24 protein-coding genes and 1 pseudogene are annotated in these 19,732 nt (G+C 62.3%); 14 read left to right on the forward strand and 11 right to left on the reverse strand.

Annotation, left to right across the window (positions count from 1 at the left end):
* Nucleotides 1-98: 98 nt before the first annotated feature.
* Nucleotides 99-407, reverse strand: a complete 309-nt coding sequence (locus tag HPY67_07150) for a transposase (GenBank protein ID NPV04491.1) — start codon at nucleotides 405-407, stop codon at nucleotides 99-101.
* Between the two features lie 203 nt (nucleotides 408-610).
* Here HPY67_07150 and HPY67_07155 point away from each other — a divergent pair, with 203 nt between their 5' ends.
* Complete coding sequence (locus HPY67_07155) at nucleotides 611-1,786, forward strand: hypothetical protein (GenBank protein NPV04492.1); 1,176 nt, start codon at nucleotides 611-613, stop codon at nucleotides 1,784-1,786.
* Nucleotides 1,787-2,041: 255 nt separating this feature from the next.
* Here the strand turns inward: HPY67_07155 and HPY67_07160 are convergent, their stop codons facing one another.
* From HPY67_07160 to HPY67_07180, 5 genes and pseudogenes are all read right to left on the reverse strand, one after another.
* Nucleotides 2,042-2,986 (reverse strand): transcriptional regulator, encoded by a 945-nt coding sequence (locus HPY67_07160; protein ID NPV04493.1) that lies wholly within the window; start codon nucleotides 2,984-2,986, stop codon nucleotides 2,042-2,044.
* 242 nt (nucleotides 2,987-3,228) lie between these two features.
* Nucleotides 3,229-3,455 (reverse strand): annotated as a pseudogene (locus tag HPY67_07165) (DUF86 domain-containing protein).
* 87 nt (nucleotides 3,456-3,542) lie between these two features.
* On the reverse strand, nucleotides 3,543-3,833 hold the full coding sequence (locus tag HPY67_07170; GenBank protein NPV04494.1) for a nucleotidyltransferase: 291 nt from the start codon (nucleotides 3,831-3,833) through the stop codon (nucleotides 3,543-3,545).
* A 601-nt stretch (nucleotides 3,834-4,434) separates the two neighbouring features.
* Nucleotides 4,435-4,701 carry a type II toxin-antitoxin system RelE/ParE family toxin gene (locus HPY67_07175; protein ID NPV04495.1) on the reverse strand — a complete coding sequence of 89 codons (267 nt, stop codon included), beginning with the start codon at nucleotides 4,699-4,701 and terminating at the stop codon, nucleotides 4,435-4,437.
* Nucleotides 4,688-4,921: a CopG family transcriptional regulator gene (locus HPY67_07180; protein ID NPV04496.1), complete on the reverse strand. Its 234-nt coding sequence runs from the start codon at nucleotides 4,919-4,921 to the stop codon at nucleotides 4,688-4,690. The genes HPY67_07175 and HPY67_07180 overlap by 14 nt, the downstream gene beginning before the upstream one ends.
* 448 nt (nucleotides 4,922-5,369) lie before the next feature.
* Here HPY67_07180 and HPY67_07185 point away from each other — a divergent pair, with 448 nt between their 5' ends.
* From HPY67_07185 to HPY67_07220, 8 genes are all read left to right on the forward strand, one after another.
* Nucleotides 5,370-6,350, forward strand: a complete 981-nt coding sequence (locus HPY67_07185) for a hypothetical protein (GenBank protein ID NPV04497.1) — start codon at nucleotides 5,370-5,372, stop codon at nucleotides 6,348-6,350.
* A gap of 206 nt (nucleotides 6,351-6,556) precedes the next feature.
* Nucleotides 6,557-7,108: a hypothetical protein gene (locus tag HPY67_07190; protein NPV04498.1), complete on the forward strand. Its 552-nt coding sequence runs from the start codon at nucleotides 6,557-6,559 to the stop codon at nucleotides 7,106-7,108.
* A 16-nt stretch (nucleotides 7,109-7,124) separates the two neighbouring features.
* Nucleotides 7,125-8,030, forward strand: a complete 906-nt coding sequence (locus HPY67_07195; protein NPV04499.1) for a hypothetical protein — start codon at nucleotides 7,125-7,127, stop codon at nucleotides 8,028-8,030.
* A 153-nt stretch (nucleotides 8,031-8,183) separates the two neighbouring features.
* Nucleotides 8,184-8,699 carry a response regulator gene (locus HPY67_07200; GenBank protein NPV04500.1) on the forward strand — a complete coding sequence of 172 codons (516 nt, stop codon included), beginning with the start codon at nucleotides 8,184-8,186 and terminating at the stop codon, nucleotides 8,697-8,699.
* Complete coding sequence (locus tag HPY67_07205; protein NPV04501.1) at nucleotides 8,696-9,142, forward strand: hypothetical protein; 447 nt, start codon at nucleotides 8,696-8,698, stop codon at nucleotides 9,140-9,142. Before HPY67_07200 ends, HPY67_07205 begins: the two co-directional genes overlap by 4 nt.
* A 30-nt stretch (nucleotides 9,143-9,172) precedes the next feature.
* A complete protein-coding gene (locus HPY67_07210) occupies nucleotides 9,173-9,511 on the forward strand; it encodes a hypothetical protein (GenBank protein NPV04502.1) in 339 nt (112 codons plus the stop codon).
* Between the two features lie 94 nt (nucleotides 9,512-9,605).
* Nucleotides 9,606-9,869, forward strand: a complete 264-nt coding sequence (locus HPY67_07215; protein NPV04503.1) for a hypothetical protein — start codon at nucleotides 9,606-9,608, stop codon at nucleotides 9,867-9,869.
* Nucleotides 9,870-9,963: 94 nt separating this feature from the next.
* The gene (locus HPY67_07220) at nucleotides 9,964-10,542 is read left to right on the forward strand and encodes an HD domain-containing protein (GenBank protein NPV04504.1); all 579 of its coding nucleotides are present in this window, start codon (nucleotides 9,964-9,966) and stop codon (nucleotides 10,540-10,542) included.
* 114 nt (nucleotides 10,543-10,656) lie between these two features.
* Here the strand turns inward: HPY67_07220 and HPY67_07225 are convergent, their stop codons facing one another.
* Nucleotides 10,657-11,280 (reverse strand): hypothetical protein, encoded by a 624-nt coding sequence (locus HPY67_07225; protein NPV04505.1) that lies wholly within the window; start codon nucleotides 11,278-11,280, stop codon nucleotides 10,657-10,659.
* A gap of 182 nt (nucleotides 11,281-11,462) precedes the next feature.
* Nucleotides 11,463-12,254 (reverse strand): tol-pal system protein YbgF, encoded by a 792-nt coding sequence (gene ybgF, locus HPY67_07230; GenBank protein NPV04506.1) that lies wholly within the window; start codon nucleotides 12,252-12,254, stop codon nucleotides 11,463-11,465.
* A 379-nt stretch (nucleotides 12,255-12,633) separates the two neighbouring features.
* Here ybgF and HPY67_07235 point away from each other — a divergent pair, with 379 nt between their 5' ends.
* Both HPY67_07235 and HPY67_07240 read left to right on the forward strand, forming a co-directional pair.
* Entirely contained in the window at nucleotides 12,634-12,987 is a 354-nt protein-coding gene (locus HPY67_07235) for a hypothetical protein (protein NPV04507.1), read from the forward strand.
* Nucleotides 12,988-13,027: 40 nt separating this feature from the next.
* Nucleotides 13,028-13,777, forward strand: coding sequence for a radical SAM protein (locus HPY67_07240; protein ID NPV04508.1), 750 nt, complete (start codon nucleotides 13,028-13,030; stop codon nucleotides 13,775-13,777).
* 58 nt (nucleotides 13,778-13,835) lie between these two features.
* Here the strand turns inward: HPY67_07240 and HPY67_07245 are convergent, their stop codons facing one another.
* Nucleotides 13,836-14,162, reverse strand: a complete 327-nt coding sequence (locus tag HPY67_07245) for a hypothetical protein (protein ID NPV04509.1) — start codon at nucleotides 14,160-14,162, stop codon at nucleotides 13,836-13,838.
* A 266-nt stretch (nucleotides 14,163-14,428) separates the two neighbouring features.
* On the opposite strand from HPY67_07245, the gene HPY67_07250 reads away from it, so the two are divergent.
* Both HPY67_07250 and HPY67_07255 read left to right on the forward strand, forming a co-directional pair.
* Nucleotides 14,429-15,373, forward strand: a complete 945-nt coding sequence (locus HPY67_07250) for a PASTA domain-containing protein (GenBank protein ID NPV04510.1) — start codon at nucleotides 14,429-14,431, stop codon at nucleotides 15,371-15,373.
* A gap of 150 nt (nucleotides 15,374-15,523) precedes the next feature.
* Nucleotides 15,524-16,291, forward strand: coding sequence for a hypothetical protein (locus HPY67_07255; protein NPV04511.1), 768 nt, complete (start codon nucleotides 15,524-15,526; stop codon nucleotides 16,289-16,291).
* Between the two features lie 106 nt (nucleotides 16,292-16,397).
* Here the strand turns inward: HPY67_07255 and HPY67_07260 are convergent, their stop codons facing one another.
* Both HPY67_07260 and HPY67_07265 read right to left on the reverse strand, forming a co-directional pair.
* Nucleotides 16,398-17,105 carry an OmpA family protein gene (locus HPY67_07260; protein NPV04512.1) on the reverse strand — a complete coding sequence of 236 codons (708 nt, stop codon included), beginning with the start codon at nucleotides 17,103-17,105 and terminating at the stop codon, nucleotides 16,398-16,400.
* A gap of 5 nt (nucleotides 17,106-17,110) precedes the next feature.
* Complete coding sequence (locus HPY67_07265) at nucleotides 17,111-17,920, reverse strand: hypothetical protein (GenBank protein NPV04513.1); 810 nt, start codon at nucleotides 17,918-17,920, stop codon at nucleotides 17,111-17,113.
* A gap of 410 nt (nucleotides 17,921-18,330) precedes the next feature.
* Between HPY67_07265 and HPY67_07270 the strand changes: the two genes are divergently transcribed.
* Nucleotides 18,331-19,725, forward strand: coding sequence for a DUF3300 domain-containing protein (locus HPY67_07270; GenBank protein NPV04514.1), 1,395 nt, complete (start codon nucleotides 18,331-18,333; stop codon nucleotides 19,723-19,725).
* Nucleotides 19,726-19,732 lie beyond the last annotated feature (7 nt).

Raw genomic sequence — 19,732 nt, forward strand, 5'->3', positions numbered from 1 at the left:
TCTGTCACTGGCTTCATTACGGCGAATATCGGTGGCTCGATTAAGGCGATGATTGACACTCTTTGACTGATGGTAGTACGTGCTGCGGGGCAGGTTCATCAGCTCGCACCCCCTTTCGATGCTTTCGACGAGGGCACGATGCTCAGCGATGAACCGCCGCTTCTCTTCGGCGGTGCGAGGCTTCGCTGCACGGCTTTTTTTAAAAACTCGTTCTCCAGGGTGAGCCGGCCCACCAGCTGCTCGAGCTGACGGACGCGCTCCTCCAGGGCCGCTTCGTGACTGGGAGGGTTATCAAAGCGCCCCTTGGTGTACTGATCCTTCCAGTGATACAGCAGCCCCGACGAGATCTCGTGACGGCGCATCAGCTGCGCCGCCGTGCTGACCCCGCTCAGGTACTCTTCGATCACCTGACGCTTGACTCGTTGCTGAAGGTTCTGCGTGGCTTCATGGCAAGATCCTTTCTCCCCCTCGTGGGGATCGGGGGTCCTGCCCGGTACTCTAACACATTTTGTCCAACTCAAGGGGTGCAGTCCACAGGCACCGAACCGGGATTAACGATAATAACAGGGATAAGAATGGGCGCTTATTCAATCAAATAAGCCCTGAATATTTGGAGCTTCTTTTTGAGCGTCTTGGATTTGTGGTGATAGATAAATGGGATTCGGAGGATGCGCTTCAGCGCAAGGGTATTAGTTGGTGCACAATATTATTCCAACTGAATAACTCTGGAATTCTGAAACCTCTTGATCAGATAGAAGGAGTTCTCAGCCGGGACAAGAAAACAGCAACATACAAATTAGCTCTATTCCGCGCTTTAAGTGAAATAGCGATTACGGAATATAATAGAATATATTGGTTGCCTAATGGGCAAGTTGCAATTCCGCTGGATGCTGTGACGGAAAAATGGCTCTACTACTATTGGCCCCTCATAGAATCTGCTGAATTTATCCCTCAAATAAGAGGTGAAAATCCAAAGTGCAAGAAGCCACTATCATTCCGTAGGCCTATGACGGAATTGGTTGACAAGTATCGTCTGCGTGGAGGAATGACCCAGTTCGTCCTGGATTATAGATCACGTGCATTGCCGCATCACGTTATGCCTGACCTTCACGCGACACTTAGAAATATAGCAAATACAATTATAAAAGGCCCAGTTAAATATGCCGGTGGGGCATTAGAAACAGGGCGTTTATTTTCATATGATAGCGAAACGAAAAATATAATTGTGGATTCGAAAATATGGCGTGAATTTTCACTATTAGGATATTGGATACGCGATGCAGTAATATTGCGTTGGGCAGAGCTTACGTCAGAAATCGCAGGAAAAGAGATTAAGGTCAGTGAACTAATAGATTTGCTTTTGCGTCGCCCTTTTTCGGAACGGGATGTCAATGAGGCAAGATCAACTTATGTCAAACTAGATGATGTGGAATGCACTTGGTCCGGCAAGAAGATTTCAGGTAGCTTTGATGTAGACCATGTTATCCCGTATTCATTGTGGCACAACAATGACTTGTGGAATCTCATGCCCGTCCTTCCTAGAATTAATAATATGAAGCGAGACAAACTTCCTTCAAGGCCATTGCTGATGAAACGTAAGGAGTGTCTCATTAAATATTGGGAGACAATGTACCAAGCGAGACCAGTCCGTTTTGAGATTGAAGTGTGTCGATTCATTGGCTCTAATTCAATGCCTGCAAACTGGAAGAACAATGTGTTCGCCGGTGTCATTGAAGCTGTCGAGATAACTGCCGCACAGAAAGGATGCGAAAGATGGGAGCCTTAAGTAACATAAAGATTAAGAAATTTTTTTCACTCGTTTGCCACCGGCACTATCTATCTAATTCAGAGATGAATGTTATCTGAAAAAGTTGGCTATTCCGGTTTTGTTGTGCAGCGAAACAGGGATAATTTATAGCAATGAGATCTCTCATCTTCATATTTGATGTAACGTCATCTGTAGCAGGCATTGCAAAAAATGCCTTCAGAGCATCAGACATTCCTTCTGGACAAATCGTTGCGATTCGATAGACTCCATTGCTCATAGTTTTTGCCTCTGCCATGTCAGCCACGAATTAATTTCCACTTCGAAACCTGTCCTGAATTCAGCCGGCCCGAGCACCTTGATGTTCGGCAGCCACATCTTGAGCGTTTCCCTCACCTCCCCGAAGTGTCCCACCTTCAGGCTGACGATGAGCGACCCGTCGGGCTTCGTTTCCCTGATCTCCTGCGTGGGGAAGATCTTCCGCCGCCTGAAGTAGTCGGCCGCTTTCGGGTTCACCTCGATGAGCACCTCCAGGTTGCGCTCCTCGCAAAACCAGATGTTCGCGCTCTGCCGCAGCAGCTCGTCGAGGTTGGCAGGCACGGCGGGGAAGCTCTCAGGCAGCATCTTGAGATCTTTCAGCTTGTCCAGGGCGTAGCGCTTGACGATGCCCGTGCCGTCCTCTTTTGCCACGAGGTACCAGAAGCCGTCGTAGTGGACGATGCGGTAGGGGTCGGCTGTGGCCGGGTGGGTGTTCTTTCCCGAGGTGTAGTGGAAGGTTAGGCGCCTTCTGAGGCGGATGGCCTTGAGGAGCCGGTTCATGAGACGGGCATCGAGGGGCACCGACTCGTCGACGTGGATGTAGACGGGCTGGGAGGCCGAGGCCTGGTAGAGGCGGTTGAAGACCTCGCCTGCGGCCTTCTGGAAGGGCTCGCCCAACTGGGAGACGGCGCACTTGAGGGCCACGATGAGGGCCAGCTCGTTTTCGTCGAAGAGCTCGTAATTCTTGAAGATGTCCTTATCGAGGCGATAGATGCCAGGGCCTGCCTCGGTGACGGGGAAGCCGCACTGCTTGAGGAAGGCGAGGTCCCGCTGGATGGTGCGGGCCGTTGTGTGAAACTCCCGGCTAAGGGTGGCCGTCGTCACCCGCTCCTTCTCCAGGAGGAGCTTCAGCATCTGGCCCACGCGCATCAGGCGCCTGTGGGTGTTCTTCTGGGCTGTCATGGGGCACTCTCTCTGTTCCACGATGCGATCTATTTATGCAAGAGGTTTGCCGGGCAAGCAGCTTCGCTGTCGATACGGGTTCATGGGTTCAAGGGGTAAAAGTAGAAGAGCCGCAAGACAGGGCCGCAAAGCGGCGGAATCGGGAGTCGGGAGAAAGGAACAGTGCCCAGGAGTCATCCCATACATTGCCGCATGCGAAAATCATATCCTGGGCGGCCGGCGATTTCAGCAGACGGGCGCGGTCACTGCAGTCGCGCCTTGAACACGCGCAGGTCCTCGTTGATGATGCGCCAGATGATCTTCAGATCGATTCCGAAGTAGTCATGCACGATGCGGTATCGCAGCCCGACGATTTTCGGCCACTCGATGTCGGCGAATTGCGCTTTGAACTCCTGGGGCAGACGATTTGCCGCCTCCCCGATAATCTCGAGATTTCTCACGACGCATCTTGGGTTTTCTCATCCGCCATGAATCCCTCCAGCGAGAGGTCCCTGGTGTATCGCTCGATCTTGTCGATGGCTTCCCGGATGTCGTCCAGGAGGAGTTCGCCGTCCGCTTAGACATAAATCAAGTCCTGCTCGATGGCTTTGAGATAACGGCGCTTGATGGCACCGCGGGACACCAGTTCCACGGGAAGCCCGAGCATCTTCTCGATGCGGTCCGCGAGGGTGACGAATTCCAGTCCGATCGAGAGGTCGACGTCCACGAGAATATCCACGTCGCTGTCCTGCCGCTGTTCGTTTCGGGCGTAGGAGCCGAACAGGGCGATACTCTGCACCTTGAACTGCGCTGCCAGGTTGCGCTTTTCTCGAGCGAGGATCTGCAAGATGTCTTCCCGTGTCTTCATCGTCTACTCCTTCAGTTCTGCCGCCGGGTACCTTTCCCGCTGAATGCGTCAGGCGACACGCTGCTTCTATCTGGCATGAAAAGCCAATGAATGCAAGTATTTTGCCGGTTTCGTTCTCCCTTTCCCTGGCACCGTTCGATAAACCCTTCGACTCGCTCAGGGTCGCGAGCTTGGCGAACCGACGCACGGCCCTGATCCGGTCGAAGGGCCCCCCGCCAGGGAAGAGGGAAATGTGTGAATGCCTCTCCCGTCGCGCACGAGGGGCTGATGGACCAGGGAATTTCACCCTCTTTCCAGGGCAGCGTCGCTGCAGTGACACAAAGAGGGCTTCCGGCGTCGGGCTTCAGGAATCCGGAGAAGAAGAGCAGGCAGAAACAAGGAAATCCCCCTGACCCCCTTTGAGGCTGTGTCGTAATGCCTCTTTCATCATTCCGCACAAGCGGAGCGCGGTGCGGAAACCAGCCTTTTCAGGACTTCCGGATGCCCGCTCCCCGCCTTCGCGAGGACAAGCTTCGCGGGCATGACAAAATTCGTTCAATTTCCCGATTGCGACACAGTATCTCTGTGAAGGGGGGGAAGTGGGGCAAAGGATTGGCCCATCCTACCGATCTGTCCTGTAGACATCCCGCCGGTGGCCAACCTTCACCACGATGACCTTTGACCGATCATCCTGAATTTCATAGATGATGCGATAGACTCCCTGGCGCAGCCGATATCGCTCCTGGCCGGAGAGCTTTTCACATCCGGGGGGGCGGGGATTTTGCGCCAGCAGCTCAAAGCACTTCAGGATGCGATGGACATCTTTCGAGGGAAACGCCCGCAGATCCTTGGCCACGGATTTCTTGAAGGCGAGCTCATATTTTCCCATGCGCCTTCAGATCCTTCAGGAGCGCTTCGTACGTCATTTCCGGTTCCCTGACGCGCTCATCAAAAGCTGCAAGATCCTCCTGGTCTTCGCGCAAGGCCATGCGAATGGTCTCATTGACGAGATCGGACATGGAACGCCCGGTATGGATCGCCTTGAGGCGCAATGCGCGGTGCAGATCGGGGTCCAGGTAGATTGTGGAACGCTTTGCGGATTCACTCATTTGCTCACCTCGGGTGCAAGCGTAGCATCATAACGCTATGATGTCAAGACGGAATAACGTCGCGCTTGCGGAGAGGGCAAGCTGAAAGGGTAGTCTGAGGGCGGCGATTCAGCCATGACAACCTTTGCGGTCTTGGGGTTTCGCTGAATCATGCCTTACCATATGAAACAGCGACTTTCAATTTGCAGGGATGATTTTTGCGCTGGATCAGGGCGTTGAAGGGGTGAAAACCCCGGGCGGTGAAACCATTCGAGATACTCAGAACGGAAACTTCCCCCCCTCACCCTGACCCTCTCCCGCCGAGGGAGAGGGAAAGTTGTGGATGGGGATTTTCCCCCGACAGAGGGCTGTCGGGGCGGCCTTTTATATAAGGAAGGAGTGGCGATAATGGGCTCAGACAATCACAAAACTCCCGGCCGCCTGTTTCCGCCGGGAGGGAGGGGGGCTTATGGAGAATGCGATCAGGGGCCATCTGGAGGGCATCAGGTTCGGCGAGGTGCAGCGGCACCGCAACATGGCCGTCTGGCCGATCTTTGCGGCCGTCGACGGCGGCCCGCAGTACATGACCATGAAGGAGGCCCTCGCGGGCGGGTTTCTCACGGTCACCGAGGTGAGCGCGGGGGGCACGGTGCCGGAGCTCAAGGTCGTCAACAGCGCTTCCGTTGCCGTGCTCATCCTGGATGGGGAGGAGCTGGCCGGGGCCAAGCAGAACCGCATCGTCAACACGACGATCCTGCTTCGGCGCCAGTCCGAGACAATCATCCCCGTGAGCTGCACCGAGCAGGGGCGCTGGTCGTACGTGTCGGAGCGCTTCGACGACTCGGGCCACATCGCGGCCCACCGGGTGCGGGGCGTGGCCAAGCGGAGCGTGACGGAGAGCCTCAAGGCGGGCCTGCTGTTCCGGTCAGACCAGGGGGCCGTGTGGGACAACGTCGCGGACGTGCTCCAGGACTGCCGCGTGGACTCCTCCACGGGCGCCATGAAGGACGCCTTCGACTCCCGGGCGGGGGACATCGACGAGTACCTGGGCAAGTTCGTCTGCCTGCCCGGCCAGAAGGGCCTCTTCGTCCTCATCGACGGCAGGGCGGCCGGGATGGACATGGTGTCGCTCGAGTCGGCCTACGCCTCGCTGCACCCCAAGCTCGTCAAGAGCTACGCCATGGAGGCCGTCGCGCTGGGCGGCAGGGACGGGAAGCCCGTCCCCGAGGGCGCACCGCAGGCGTTCCTCGCCGAGGCCCTGGCCTGCACGGGGCAGCGCTTCAAGTCCGTGGGGCACGGCTGGGACTTCCGCCTCGAGGGCAGGGGCATGGTGGGCTCGGCCCTGGTCTACAACAAGGCGCTCATCCACGCGGCCTTCTTCCGCGTGACCGAGGCCGAGAGGGCGGGGCACATGTCGGGACTCTCGCGCAGGCGCGGGTTCCGCGGGTGAAGTGAATGCGGCCGGGGGAAAAATGGGGACAGTCCCCATTTTCCACCCGGGGGCTCTCCGGCCCCTTTTCCCCTCTCCCCACCGCGGGAGAGTGCAGGGATGAGAGGGACCTGAGGGCCGGAGCACAAGTCGGTGCGGCCCGGCATAAAGAGCACGAAAGAGCAATGCAGACCGACATTGTAAGGGAATACCACGGAGGTGACGTCATGAAAGGCCTGGTTTGTATCGCCGTTGCGGTTCTGTCGCTCCTGGGGGCCGCGCTGTATGCCATGGAGCCTGCGGGCTCAGACGCGGGTCCTGCTAGGGAGAGGCCGGCGGCCATGGCCTTCAGGCCAGGCTCCGAGCCGGCAGAGGGCATCGAGGACATTCGGTGGGGCGCCGCCGTCGGCGAGTACACGGGTCTTGCGCCCCGCGGGTGCAACGTCTACGGCTTTGAGGAGCTGTGCCGATATAGTGTGGAGGACAAAGTGGATGGCAACGAAGAGGTGGAGGTCGATCTGCTGTTCTGGCGGGGCCGCCTCTTCGGAGTGGAGCTCTCCGCGCAGGGCAGGAGGAACTGGGCGCCCTTCCGCAGGATGGTCTTCGACGAGTTCGGGGGACCCGCCGAGCCGGCCGCGGGAACCGAGTTCGAGTGGCGCGGGGAGAAGGCGATCGCGCACCTGTCGTATTCGCCCCGCAGCCGCAGGTCGTCGCTGCTGATCGTCTCCGCGGAGATCGGCGACGAGATGGGACGCGCCGCGGGGCTGACGGGGCGCTGACGGGGTGCGCGAAACAATGACGGCGAAGATCTACAAATTCCCCAAAGGGGCCGGAAAGCAGGCGGAGCCGGAGAAGCCGGCAAGGGTGGAGAAACCGGCCGCCCTTGCGCGGCCGCCGCGGGTCCTGCTCATCACTGGGCAGGCCGAGGCGAAGGAGCTGCTGTCGGAGGCGCTCGGGAAGTCCGGCTGCGATGTGACGCATTACCCTTTCGACGCGCGGTACTACCCGGCGATCCTGCTCGATCTCTTCGAGAAGAACCGCTTCGACGTCGTCATCCCGACGAACCTGGGGATCCCCTTCGTGTATCTGCCCGACCTTGTGACGCTCACGCGGAAGTTCGGCAAGGGGGCGGGCATCGCCGTCATCTCGGGCTGGGTGCAGGACGACTTCATCGCCGAGCTGGCGAAAATCCCCCGAGCGGTATTTTTTACCGCGCCTGTGAAACTCGAAGAGTTCACGGCCAAGGTCCGCGAACTGGCGGCTGTGGGTTCGGAGGCGAAGGAGGAGAGGTCGAAGAAGCTTCCGCGCGTGCTCGTGCTGCTAGCGGACGCGAAGGACAACCACGTCGCACAGTGCTTTCTCGACTGGCTGGTTGACCGCTACAGGGGGGTACTGGACATCCGGGGGATGGTGCACCATTCCACCAAGAGTTTCCTGCTCCTTGCCTCCGCGACGCCGATCAACCTCTTCGTCGTGAACTTTACGACTCTGTGGGCCCCCGACCCCTCGTTCAAGGGCACCATGGATTTTGCCAGGCACCTGAAGGCGCGATTCGGAAGGCCTGTCATCATGCTCAGCGGCTTCGAGGATGCGATTTTCAAAGGTCAGGCCATTGCTGCAGGCGTGGATGCCTACTTCAGGCTGCCGCTGGATCTCGAAAATGTCGGTTTTGCGATGGACAGGCTGCTGAATGTGAAGTGAGGCTGCGCGCCATGCCCAGGTGCAGGAACTGCGGAAAGCGGTTCGAAGAGGAGGAGAGGGCAAAGATCCCCGTGGAGAAGCTGAGCAAGATCCTCATTCCCTCTCCCCGGGCGGGAGAGGGTTAGGGTGAGGGGGAAAGATGGAGGTCACGGGATGACGCAATCAAATCGCAGAGACGTACAGCAGCAGCTTTTCGAGCCCGGGATGTTCGAGCGGGCAGTCGCGGAGGGCACGGGGGCGCCCCGGGCGCAGGCCCCGCGGTTTCTCGTCGTCGACGACGAGCCTGAGGGGCGCGCCCTGGTCACGGGGGTGATCCTCTCGCGATGGCCCGGGGCGGTGATCCGCCACGCGGCGGGCAACGCCGAGGCCTTCCAGGTGCTCCTGGGGTTTGCTCCCGACATCATCGTCACGGAGCTATCCCGCGCGGGCGGGACGGGCTACGAGTTTCTGCGCAAGTTGAGGCAAAGCCCGCAGCTGGCACGGACGCCGGTGGTGCTCAGCTCGCGACGGGGCGGCGAGGGGGATGCCTTTGGGATTTCCGTCGATGGACTCCATGAGGCGGCGGGCCGGCGCATCTCGCAGGAGGCCATGCTGGCGGCCCTCTTCGAGTCGCTCCTGGGGCGAGGGGCGGTGTCGGCCGCAGTTTCCAACAGGGGGGAGGCAACATGAAGCGGATCACGGCACTTTCTCTTTTCCTGGCCTTCCTCGCGGCGGCCCAACCGTGTGCAGCCGCGGATTGGGCCGTGCTGGGCGAAACGCAATGGGGGATGGTCCACTTCGACCGCGCGTCGGTCAAGAGGGTTGGCCCGCTCGTGAGCGTGTCGTCCAGGCAGATGCTCAGGCCGGAGGCTGCTGCGGCCGTGGCCGAGGCCCTGCCGGAACTGTTTCACGTGGCCTATTCCATCTCACATGACGTGATCGATTGCAGAAAGGGGCGTTACACGTTGATGCGCATCGTTTTTTACGACCGCGAGCATCGCATCCTACACGACACGGCAGACGACAGGGGAAAATACCGGGAAATCGGGCCCCGGCCGATCCCGCCCGACACGCCGATCGGCTGGCTGGCGGAGACGGTGTGCGGGCCGCCTGATACGCATCCGAAACGCTGAGAACAATCTGACTATTCAGGGGGGGCGGCGATGTGGCTCATGACGGATTTCGGGTTTTTCAGCATCGTACAGAAAGAGGGTGAGCAGAACCTGACCGTGCGCGCCAGGGTGAGGCAGGACCTGCTCAATCTCAAGGAACGGTATCTGCCCGGCCTCGGGGCGATCGAGGAGACGCAATACGCCGACTACCGCTACCGCGTGCGCGTCCCGCGGGAGGTCTTCGCCGAGGCCCTGCGGGACATCGCCCTCGACATCGACTACCCCAACTTCAAGAACTCCGTTGCGCGCAGGCAGGGAAAGGCGCGGGCGCGTGCCTACGAGGACGTCTGGCAGCGGCTCTACGGCCTGCAGGCAGGCGACGGTGCGTGAGGATATAGCCCTACTCCGCACTTGACATATATCTCATGAGGCGTCAGGCTTGGCACGGATAGGCGAGGTGCGATGCATGAAGGAAGTGACAGCAATGACGCTGCGGAACCGTCTCGGGCAGATCCTAGAACAGCTTGAGATGACGGGAGAACCCGTCCTGGTACGCAAGGGCAGGAAGGCCAGAGCCGTGATGATCACCCCCGAGCAGTTCGAACAGCGCTTTCTGGTCTACCAGGCCGAGGAGAAGAAAAGGGAGCTGCTGGCGAAGATCAAGGCGTCCCGGTCCGCACGGATCGGCCGCAAGACCAGCTTGGAGATCCTGCGCGAGCTGAGAGGCTACGGGAAAGGATCTGGGTGATCGATTAACCGATGTCTGCAAACGGCTTAAACTGGGGGCACGGTCGGCGTGGTGACCCGACATGGCCAACACATGTTATTTAGAGGGATATTGAATGTTTTTGTCTTCGCGGTTTGATGAAGCGCTGGCCTACGCCCACGGGGCGCATCGCAGGCAGCTCCGGAAGGGGACGCAGATCCCCTACATCGCTCACCTGATGGCCGTCGCCGCGATCGTCCTCGAAAACGGCGGGGACGAGGACGCGGCCATCGCGGCCCTTCTGCACGATGTCATCGAGGACGGGGGAGGAGATGCGGCTCGGCAGGAAATCCGCCGCCGCTTCGGGCAGCGGGTCGTGGATATTGTGAATGAGTGCACCGACGCCGAGGTCATCCCCAAGCCGCCCTGGCGCGAACGGAAGGAGAAATACCTCGCCCATCTGCGGCATGCCTCCCCTCCGGCACGCCTCGTGTCCGCGGCCGATAAAGTTCACAACGCACGCGCGATCCTCGCGGATTACCGGGTCGTGGGCGAGGCCCTCTGGGAGAGGTTCAACGCAAGCCGCGGGGAAACCCTCTGGTACTACCGGGAGCTTGTGGCGGCCTTCAAGGAAGGCGGCACGACGCCCCTCATCGAGGAGTTGGAGCGGGTCGTGAACGAACTGGCGAGACTCGTCAAGGAGCGCAACGGCTAGGCAACACGAACACAGCGGTGATTTAGAAGCGACTTGCCCCGCCATATAGCGATGCAGGCACTATTCAGTTGGGGTAAAAAAGTGGGGGGAAAGACGCCATTTTTGAGTGCAGGGTCATTGCGTCTTGCCCGGCGCAGGCTCTTCTTCCGATGTGATGAACGTGTACACGGCCTTCCCCAGGCCGGAGCAGGCCTCGCGTTCCGTTCCTGAAAGGATCGCCAGCGTGTCTCCGACCCTTCCTGTGACATCCGAGGATGCCGTCCCTGACTTGACCCGGTTCTTCGTGTCGAGGACGGCGGCCCGGAATGAGGCATGACGCGCCGATGTCCGGATGTCGACCACGATGAGATATCGGACGTTCATCGCCGATACACGGGCTTGCACATCCCCCTTTTGCAACGAATCAAGAAGGGCTTCGAGTGCGCGAGGCGCGTTGTCGAATGTCAGCCCCGGGAATGCCGTCGATCGAAAGTCGCTGCCCGTGATGGTCTCGATGAGCGGCCCGTCGGAGCGCATCGCCGCCCGCAGGCACTCCGTCAGCTCCCGTTCCTTCTCTTCGGAGTCCTTTCTCTGGTTGTCGTGCACATGGCGCTCGAGCAGGATGACCGCCCTTTCCTGTGCACCCAGACCGGTTCGATGAAAACGCTCCTGCTTGACCTGGGCGGCCCGCGACGCGCAGGAACACAGGATCATCAGGGACAATACCCCCGCAAAGACGGTCAGCAAGAACTTCTTCATGCCGGGCAACCCCCAAGTCAGATTGGTGGGTCGGTACAACTTCTTCCGCGGCGGCGCAAGTCCGGAGATCCGTTTATTTCCAAGCCGCAATCCGGTCCAGGGCGCAAAATGGCGGGCTCCCATTCGAAAATGCCTCATGCTCGAGGCCTGAGGCGGCGTGCCGAACCCTTCACCGGCCCCCGCTATTTCAGCTCGGACAATCTCGCCCGCGCGACCTTGGCCTGCTGGGTCTGGGGGTATTTCTTCACGATCTGCTGGTAGACGATCTTGGCGCTCTTGTCGTCACCGAGTTTCTGGAACGACATGCCCTGCTTCAACAGGGCGTGGGGCACCTTCTCGCTCGTCGGGAAACCCTTGATCACCTTCTCGTACTCGACGATGGCCTTCTCGTACCGGTCCTCGACGTACCAGGTCTCGGCGATCCAGAACTGGGCGCTGCCCGAATAGGGCGTCCTGGGGTGCTGTTTCAGGAACTTCTGAAACGCCTCCCGGGCCTTGGCGTTCTGACCCTCCTTGAAGAGTTTGTAGCACTCGTTGTAGGCGGCCATCGGGTCTGTCTTCGCCTCCGCGGCAGGCCCCCCTGCCGCCGTCTCGGGTCGTTGCCACTCCGTCTCCGCCTTGCCCTGCTTCAGGGCGGCTTCGATGTTGCCGACCCGGACGGCCAGGTCATCCAGCTGTTTCTTCAGGTCCCGGCCCCTGTCCACCCCCTCCACCTGGCCCCGCAGCGTCCGCAGCTCGTCGCGGACCAGCCCGAGATCGGCCCCGAGGTTGGCCTGGCCGGTCCGGATGTCCCGCACCGTCTGCGCGTAGTTCTTCTCGAACTGGTCAAGGCGGGCCTGGAGCTTTTCCACGTCGCCGCCGCGCGGGGCGATGTCCTCCCGCAGGGGTCTGCTCGGCGCGGCGCACCCGATGAGGGACGTCAACGTCCAAACCCCCGCCAGCACCAACGCCAGAACGATCCCGTGTCGTTTCATGCTCCTCCCTCCTTCGAGAACCGTGTGGACTTCGCGCCGGGGTCCCAATGCAACAGTGGGCTTATCTTAGACCGCCTCACCCGAGGCCCGTCAATATAAATCTGGGTTCGGCGGGTCGGTCCCGGGAACGGGGGGGCGTCGCAAGGCGGGGAATGCGGGCGAAAAATGGGGACTGTCCCCCTTTTTTCCGATTTCGTCTTGACAAACGGCATGCCGTCCGCAACGATACACCTCGGCGCGGCGCTGCGAAACGGGCGGCTTTTGGACAGCAGCAGACCACGGCGCCCGGGGCCTGCGAGACGAGGTACCCCTGACGGATAGGGAACGGGGTGTGCCTGCAGCGTCACGATCACGACGGATTGCCACGAGGAGCTGCACGATGCCAAAGGAGATCACGAAGAAAGGAACCGACGGTCAGATCGAGAGCACAAAGGGCCGCGAGATGGAGGTCCTCGAGCCGCAACAGCGGGTCTTCCCCTTCATCAGCTTCCACTACTCGTACAGGGAGATCTCCTCCGTAAACGGCCTCACACGCATCCGCTCGAAGGAGAAGCGGTTCACCGACGGCAGGCTGGAGTCGGAGGAGTTCGAGGGCACCCTCGGCGGCCATGTATACGGGGACGTGGTGTCCGGCATGCAGCGGCAATTCCTCCGCCAGGTGGAAGCGTTCCTGAAGCCCTTTTCCATGATGCTGCCCTTCGGCCCGAAGGACCGCAAGGACGGCGGCAAGTGACGAGTCGGCACCCCGCCGGACGCCCGGCTGCCGGAACCCCATGATCGTCCGGGAGATCACCGCAAAATCCGTCCTCTCCAGGTCCCAGGTCTATGACTATGCCCTGAATCCCTACGTGGGATGCAGCCACGGGTGCCGGTACTGCTACGCCGCATTCATGAAGCGGTTCACCGGCCACAGGGAGCCGTGGGGCGCGTTTGTCGACGTCAAGATCAACGCGCCGGAGCTCCTGGCGAGGGAAATCAGGAGAAAGCCCGTGGGCAGGGTCTGGGTCAGCGGCGTCTGCGACCCCTACCAGGCTGTCGAGAAGAAGTACCGGCTGACGGGACGCTGCCTCGAGATTCTCCGCGAGAACCGGTGGCCCGTGACCATCCAAACCAAGTCGGCGCTCGTCCTGCGGGATATCGAGATCCTGGCCCGGTTCGAGGACATCGAGGCCGGGTTTTCCATCGCGACGGCGGACGAGACCGTGCGGAAGCTCTTCGAACCCGGGGCCTCCCCCATCCGGGACAGGGTCCGCGCGCTGGATGTCCTCCATGCGCGGGGGGTCCGGACGTACGCCATGATCGCGCCCATCCTCCCCGGTGCGGAGGGGCTGATCGAGGAACTCCCGGGAAAGGTGGATTACGTCCTGATCGACCGGCTCAATTACGCCTATGCCGACCGGGTCTACAGGAACAACCGGATGGAGTGGGCCCGGGAGGATTCTTTTTTCTCGGGGAAGGCGAAGGAGCTGAAGGCGGCTTTCGAGAGGGAAGGCATCCCCGTTGAGGTGGTGTTCGGCGGGTAAGCAATGCAGGCAGGCCGTCGGGCCTGCCTGCCTTCCATGTCTGCGGTGCCCCCTTTGCTTATTCGATGTTGGCGCTTACCACCGCCGCCATCTGCATCATGTCGATCGTCTCGCCTTCCTTGAGGTTCGTGAAGTCGACGACCTTGCCGGACTTCGTCTTGGTCTGCGTGTTGTTGAAGATCTTGACGAGCTTCGCATCGGCCACGATGAACTTGCCGGCGTTCTCGGGCTTACCGTTGACCGTGCTGGTCTGCAGCCCATTGGCCTTGATGTAGTCCCACAGCCTCTTCGTGATCTCGGTGCGGGGCAGCGCGTCGGCCCCCAGGAAGGCCGCAAGGTCCGCCTTCAGCTTTACCGGCTTGTTCAGTCCTTTTTCCTCTGCCATGTGTATGCCTCCGTTCTTGGGTGGTCTTTGTCCCGTCAGATCCGACAGGGGCAGAGTATACGGCCTGCCGCGCTGCATGTCCAGGCAATCTTGACGGCGCCGATCGGCGCCCCGTGTGCCGGCCGGTTCGGGGCGGGCCTTCCCGTTGAGGCGTCGGCGTCCCCGGGCACGGAAGTTGAATGATGGGTCCGACGGGGCGTCCCTCCCCCGGGTGCCGCCCGAAACACGGTGAGATCCCCCGCCGCGGCGGGGCAAGGAGAGCGAACATGACGAAGAAGATCATCCTGGTGCTGAGCGTTGCGCTGATGGGGTGGGCGTTGACGGCCCCGCCCTGCGCTGCGACGATGTATCTCGTCACGATTCCCGACGTGAGAAACACGCCCAAGGAGGAAGCGGAGAAAATCCTCAAGGCCAAGGGCTTCCAGGTGGCATTCGAAGAGGGACAGGCCCAGATGTCCACGCAGATCGGCAAGGTAATCGACCAGAAACCCGCCGGCGGCGGCTACCTTTTCGCCGAGAAGCGCAAGACGATGCTCGTCACCCTGACCGTAGCCACGAAGGGCTCCTTCGTGCCCATGGTGCTGCTGATGACGGAGGCGGCCGCCGTCGATGCGGTGAAGAAGGCGGGCTTTGTCCCGAAGGTCGAATACGTCCCGGAGGAGACCGGCGGGATGATCGGGAAGGTCAAGAACACCGACCCGGCCCCTTACCTGGCACTGGCGCCGGGCGGGACGGTGACCCTCAGGGTGGGCGCCGCGGCCCACGCCATGCCGAACTTCATCGGCCACTACGTGCAGGGGGCAAGGCAGAGCATCGATCTGCTCAACAGCGTCAAGCCCCTGGGTCTGAAGACCGCCGTCACCCAGGGGAAGACCACGGGGGTTGCGCAGGACGACCAGAAGATCTACGAGCAGTCACCCGCGCCGGGCACGCTGCTGAAGGCCGGCACCGAGATCCGCCTCACCGCGTACAGGTACGTGGCCCCCCCGCCGCCGCAGAAGCCGCCCGATCCTGGAAAGGTCGTCATGCCGGACCTGGTGGGCAAGTCCGAGAAGGAGGCCGTGGAGACCCTCCAGAAGGCCGGTTTGAAGGTCACCGTCCGGTACTTCTCGAACCCGCGGCTCCGCGCCCCCGGCCGGGTCCTCGCGCAGTCCGTCGCCGCGGGCGAGCAGACGGCGGGCCCCGTTGTCCTGACCGTCGGGGGGAAATAGGGCAGGGGTGTCGAGGGATCAGGCGGGGGAAGCTGCGGCCGGTCGGCGCGGGGTCGCCTGCCCCCCGGCGCTGCGTTTGCGTGAAAGCAAGGGATGTGTTAGTTTCTTGCCGCCCGCTGTTTCCGCTTACCAAACCCAAAGGAGGTTTTCATGAAGGCACACGTCAAACTGCTCACGGTCCTGTTGGCCCTCTTTATGCTGGCCGTCCCGCTTTCCCCCGTGTCCGCCCAGGTCGCCCCCAAGGCGCCCGCGGCGGTCAAGGACATCCCCAAGACCCCGCCCGTGGCGGACAACCCGATCATCCAGAACTTCAACGTCGGCCCGTCGGTGGTCGTGCAGGGCGACCCCGTCAACGCCGGCTGGCAAGTCGTACGCGGTCCGGGGGGCAGCCCCGTCGTCTCGGCGGTCCTCACCGTGGACGGCGCCACGTGGGCAAGTGCCGGCGGAGCCGAAGTGTACAACAGTTCCCCCCGGCCGTTTCCCTGGGTCGGTGAAAAGACGTTCACGCTGACCGTGCGCAACGCGGCGGGCAAGACGACAACCCAGTCGAGGACGGTACGCGGCGTCTCCCTGGCCGATGCGCTGAACAACGTGAAGATCGTGAACATGGAGGCCAACCCCTATAGGTTCAGCGTCGGGCAGCCGATCGACTTCCAGGTCCAGATCAGCAACGCGAACCCGGGCCTCGTCCTGAAGCCCGTGAACATTTTCGTCACGCAGGGAACCCGGGTGGTGGGCAACCGGACCAATATCAACCTCGCCCCCGGCACCCAGGTGATCACCCTGCAGGACACCGGGTTCACGGCCACGGGCGGCTATTACGTGGTCGACGTCGAGTTCAAGGGGCAGCACAAGACGCGCAACTTCGCCACGAAGCAGGTGCCGATGTACACGATCGAACCGGTCAGCCCGCAGTGAGACGGCGGCGCGCAAGCCCAGGGCGTGCAACCTGTCGCATGACACGCGGCGCGGGGGAGCGCAAAGGCGGGGGACGGTTTCCTAAATGGGGACTGTCCCCCTTTTTTTATCCGGGTTGGGCCAGGGAGAACTGGATCTCGACGCGGCGGTTCCTCGTCCGGTTCTCGTCGCTGTCGTTGGCGGCGAGGGGGCGCTCGTCCCCGAAGCCCCGGATGGAGAGCCGCGCGGGCTCAATGCCCATCCCGACGAGGGCCCGGGCGACCTGCGTGGCCCGTTCGACGGAGAGCTCCCAGTTGGAGGCGTAGCGCCGGCTGCGAATGGGGCGGTCGTCCGTGTGGCCGTGGATAGCGACGGCAAGCGCGGGGCGGCTCCGGATCACGGCGGCCAGCCGTTCCAGCAGGGGCCCGACGTCGCCCCTGACCTCGGCCTGCCCGGAGTCGAAGAGGATGCGCTCGGGGAAGGTCAGGACGATCTGCATGGCGCGCTTTTCCACCGTCACGTCCCGGCCCGCGGCCGCGAGCAGCTCCTTCTCCAGGATGTCTGCGTCCTGTGGCGCCCGCTCAGCGGGGGCGGCGACGGCCGCGGGCGGGGCCGCCGCCGTCTCCTTCTGCTTCTGCAGGCTCAGCCCGAAGAGCAGCACGAAGCAGACCATCAGCAGCATGAAGACGTCCGTCAGGGTCAGCAGCCAGATCTCGTTGCCCGCGTCGGCGGGCGGCGACTTCTTTTGAAAGCGCAGCGTCGCGGCCGCCTTCTTCAGCGGCAGCCGCCCGATGGCCTCTTCGCCCGCGTTGCGGGTGGGGGCTGCGTCCGGCATCGTTCTCACTTCGCCTGCTCAGGGGAGGGGACGAGCGCAAGCCCGGCCCGCCGGGACTCCCGCCGGGGGATGCCCAGGGTCGCCGAGAGCGTCTCGAGCTTGTAGCGGATCGCCCGCGGGTGCTCCTGGTCGTAGAGGTCGAGAACCCCCTCCTGGATGATGTCCATCTGCAGCTCGCTGAGGTCCATGTACTCCCGGAGCTTGTTGGACAGGGGCACGAAGCAGAGGTTCGCGAGCACGACGCCGTAGAAGGTGCTCAGGAGGGCGACGGCCATCTGCCCGATCAGGTTCTGGGGGTCGCTGATGTGCCCGAAGATCCGGATGAGGCTGATGATGGTGCCGGCCAGGCCGAGGGCCGGGGCCAGGCGGGCCATGTTGTGGAGCATCTTGTGAGCGGTCTCGCACCGGCTGTGCATGCACAGGGCCTCCTTGAGCAGGGTCTGCTCGATCTTGTCCCGCGAGGAGTGATAGGCGATGAGCTCCACGCCCGTCCTGAGAAGGCCCGGGGGCAGCTTGGCGGCCTCCTGCTCCAGGGGGCGGATGCCCCGGCTTCGGTAGATGTGCGCCAGGCGGACGATGCCCTCGATGGCGGCCTGCATCTCCTCGCGGGCGGTGAAGGACTGCACGAGGAGCCGGGCCGTCCAGGTGAGCTTCGCCAGGGGGTAGGCGATCAGGGTGGCCGCGAGGGTTCCCCCGAGGACGACGAGCAGGGCGAAGAGATTGGACGCCGGTCCCATCTCCCGGACCTCGAGGTTGAACGTGACGGCGAAGATGATCGCCAGCAGTGCGAGCGAGCAGGCGGCTTGTCGGATCATGGGAAGGCTCCTTGTGTGGTCTTGCGTCGAACCCGTCAAAAGGCAGGATGCGTGCCACGGGGGGCCGCAGGCCGGCCATTTTTCAACCTCTTGAAATTCATAAGGTTATCGTTTTCCGCATCCGGGTGCTCAGGCCCCGCGCAGCGCCGTTCGGCCCGCGGGGCGGGAAAAATTTTCCGCTGCCGTGCGGAGGGCGGGCAATCGTCCCGGGCCGGGAGCGGATCCCCCCGGGGGGTCTGTCAACGGGACCCGGTGCCGGGCGTTTAGAAAAGCAGGTCTTACACGGCAGCGCAGAGGGCGGGATTGCCGGGCGATTTTGGGGTGGCAACCGCCGTCCAAAGAGAGTAAGTTACGCAACGGACCCGTCAGGGTCCGCAACGGAAAGACCAAGGCTCACTCGAGGAACAGACATGAAACTCAACGGCTCGTGGCAGCGCGCTTTGATCGGGGTCCTCGTCGTCGTGATGGCGCTCCCGGCACCGGTCTTTGCACAGAACAACATCCCCGTTTTCAGACAGGAGGAGCTCGACCAGATGCTGGCGCCCATCGCCCTCTATCCCGACTCGCTCCTGGCACAGATCCTCATGGCGGCCACCTACCCGCTGGAGGTCGTGCAGGCGGACCGGTGGGTCCGGGCCAACAAAAACCTGTCGCCCGAGGCGCGCAACGACGCCCTCGACCGGCAGAACTGGGACCCCAGCGTGAAGGCCCTCGTGGCTTTCCCCGACGTCCTGGCCATGATGAGCGAGAAGCTCGAGTGGACCCAGAAGGTGGGTGATGCCTTCCTGGCGCAGGAGGCCGACGTGATGGCCACGATCCAGGATCTCCGGGCCAAGGCCTACGCGGCGGGCAACCTGCGGTCGACCCCGCAGCAGACCGTGAGGCGGGAGGACACGATCATCGTCATCGAGCCGGCCAACCCGCAGGTGGTGTACGTGCCGGTCTATAGCCCGATGGTGGTCTACGGCCCCTGGTGGTACCCGGCCTATCCCCCCTACGTGATCTACGCCCATCCCCCGGCAGCGGCGATCGCGACGGGCGTCATCGTCTTCGGCACCGCGGTCGCGGTGGCCGTCGCCTGGAATCACTGGTGGGGCTACTGGGACTGGCGGCACCGGCACGTCTACGTCAACGTGAACCGCACCGTCAACATCCACAAGACGACCGTCATCCACACGCGGCAGATCCAGACCACGGTCTGGCGCCACGAACCGGTGCACCGCAAGGGTGTGGCCTACCGCGACCCGAGGACGCGCGAGAAGTTCGCGCCGGCAAGCCGCCAGGCCGTGGAGATGCGCCGCGACTACCGCGGCTATGACGGGCGGGGACAGGCCAGGCCCGTCCCGGTGAGCGCAGGGCCGGCACCGGACAACCGGCACAGCCCTGCCGTTGCGAAGCCCGCGCCCGAGAAGCAGCCGGCCCCGGCTGTGACACAGCCGCCCGCCCATACCCGCCAGGCCCCGGCCGTCACGCCGCAGGCGCCGGAGAAGAAGGCCCAGCCGGCAGTGCAGCAGCCCCACACGCAGGCGAGGCAGGCCCCGGCTGTCGCGCAGCCGCCGGCGCAGACCCGCCAGGCCCCGGCCGTCTCCCGTCCCGCAGCCCCGGGCACGGTCTACAGGGTTGATCAGGGCGGCAAGGTCCGCATGGAAAGCACCCGGGGGCGCGAGAGCCTCTCGTCGCCCAAAGGGAAGCAGCACGAGGCGCCGAAGGACGCCCCTGCCTCACGGTCCGGCCCGGCCGAAAAGTCTGCACCCGCCGGTAAAGGCGGAGGCCAGAAACACGAAGGCGGCCACGGCCGCAGGTAGGCAAACG

The sequence above is a fragment of the Syntrophaceae bacterium genome, from assembly GCA_013177795.1.
Classification (GTDB): Bacteria; Desulfobacterota; Syntrophia; order Syntrophales; family UBA2192; genus UBA2192.

Excerpts from the sequence above, each read along its gene's own strand:
- HPY67_07160 (NPV04493.1), bottom strand. The coding sequence starts at position 2,986 with ATGACAGCCCAGAAGAACACCCACAGGCGCCTGATGCGCGTGGGCCAG.
- HPY67_07170 (NPV04494.1), bottom strand. The coding sequence starts at position 3,833 with ATGAAGACACGGGAAGACATCTTGCAGATCCTCGCTCGAGAAAAGCGC.
- HPY67_07175 (NPV04495.1), bottom strand. The coding sequence starts at position 4,701 with ATGGGAAAATATGAGCTCGCCTTCAAGAAATCCGTGGCCAAGGATCTG.
- HPY67_07180 (NPV04496.1), bottom strand. The coding sequence starts at position 4,921 with ATGAGTGAATCCGCAAAGCGTTCCACAATCTACCTGGACCCCGATCTG.
- HPY67_07185 (NPV04497.1), top strand. The coding sequence starts at position 5,370 with ATGGAGAATGCGATCAGGGGCCATCTGGAGGGCATCAGGTTCGGCGAG.
- HPY67_07190 (NPV04498.1), top strand. The coding sequence starts at position 6,557 with ATGAAAGGCCTGGTTTGTATCGCCGTTGCGGTTCTGTCGCTCCTGGGG.
- HPY67_07195 (NPV04499.1), top strand. The coding sequence starts at position 7,125 with ATGACGGCGAAGATCTACAAATTCCCCAAAGGGGCCGGAAAGCAGGCG.
- HPY67_07200 (NPV04500.1), top strand. The coding sequence starts at position 8,184 with ATGACGCAATCAAATCGCAGAGACGTACAGCAGCAGCTTTTCGAGCCC.
- HPY67_07205 (NPV04501.1), top strand. The coding sequence starts at position 8,696 with ATGAAGCGGATCACGGCACTTTCTCTTTTCCTGGCCTTCCTCGCGGCG.
- HPY67_07210 (NPV04502.1), top strand. The coding sequence starts at position 9,173 with ATGTGGCTCATGACGGATTTCGGGTTTTTCAGCATCGTACAGAAAGAG.
- HPY67_07215 (NPV04503.1), top strand. The coding sequence starts at position 9,606 with ATGACGCTGCGGAACCGTCTCGGGCAGATCCTAGAACAGCTTGAGATG.
- HPY67_07220 (NPV04504.1), top strand. The coding sequence starts at position 9,964 with ATGTTTTTGTCTTCGCGGTTTGATGAAGCGCTGGCCTACGCCCACGGG.
- HPY67_07225 (NPV04505.1), bottom strand. The coding sequence starts at position 11,280 with ATGAAGAAGTTCTTGCTGACCGTCTTTGCGGGGGTATTGTCCCTGATG.
- ybgF (NPV04506.1), bottom strand. The coding sequence starts at position 12,254 with ATGAAACGACACGGGATCGTTCTGGCGTTGGTGCTGGCGGGGGTTTGG.
- HPY67_07235 (NPV04507.1), top strand. The coding sequence starts at position 12,634 with ATGCCAAAGGAGATCACGAAGAAAGGAACCGACGGTCAGATCGAGAGC.
- HPY67_07240 (NPV04508.1), top strand. The coding sequence starts at position 13,028 with ATGATCGTCCGGGAGATCACCGCAAAATCCGTCCTCTCCAGGTCCCAG.
- HPY67_07245 (NPV04509.1), bottom strand. The coding sequence starts at position 14,162 with ATGGCAGAGGAAAAAGGACTGAACAAGCCGGTAAAGCTGAAGGCGGAC.
- HPY67_07250 (NPV04510.1), top strand. The coding sequence starts at position 14,429 with ATGACGAAGAAGATCATCCTGGTGCTGAGCGTTGCGCTGATGGGGTGG.
- HPY67_07255 (NPV04511.1), top strand. The coding sequence starts at position 15,524 with ATGAAGGCACACGTCAAACTGCTCACGGTCCTGTTGGCCCTCTTTATG.
- HPY67_07260 (NPV04512.1), bottom strand. The coding sequence starts at position 17,105 with ATGCCGGACGCAGCCCCCACCCGCAACGCGGGCGAAGAGGCCATCGGG.
- HPY67_07265 (NPV04513.1), bottom strand. The coding sequence starts at position 17,920 with ATGATCCGACAAGCCGCCTGCTCGCTCGCACTGCTGGCGATCATCTTC.
- HPY67_07270 (NPV04514.1), top strand. The coding sequence starts at position 18,331 with ATGAAACTCAACGGCTCGTGGCAGCGCGCTTTGATCGGGGTCCTCGTC.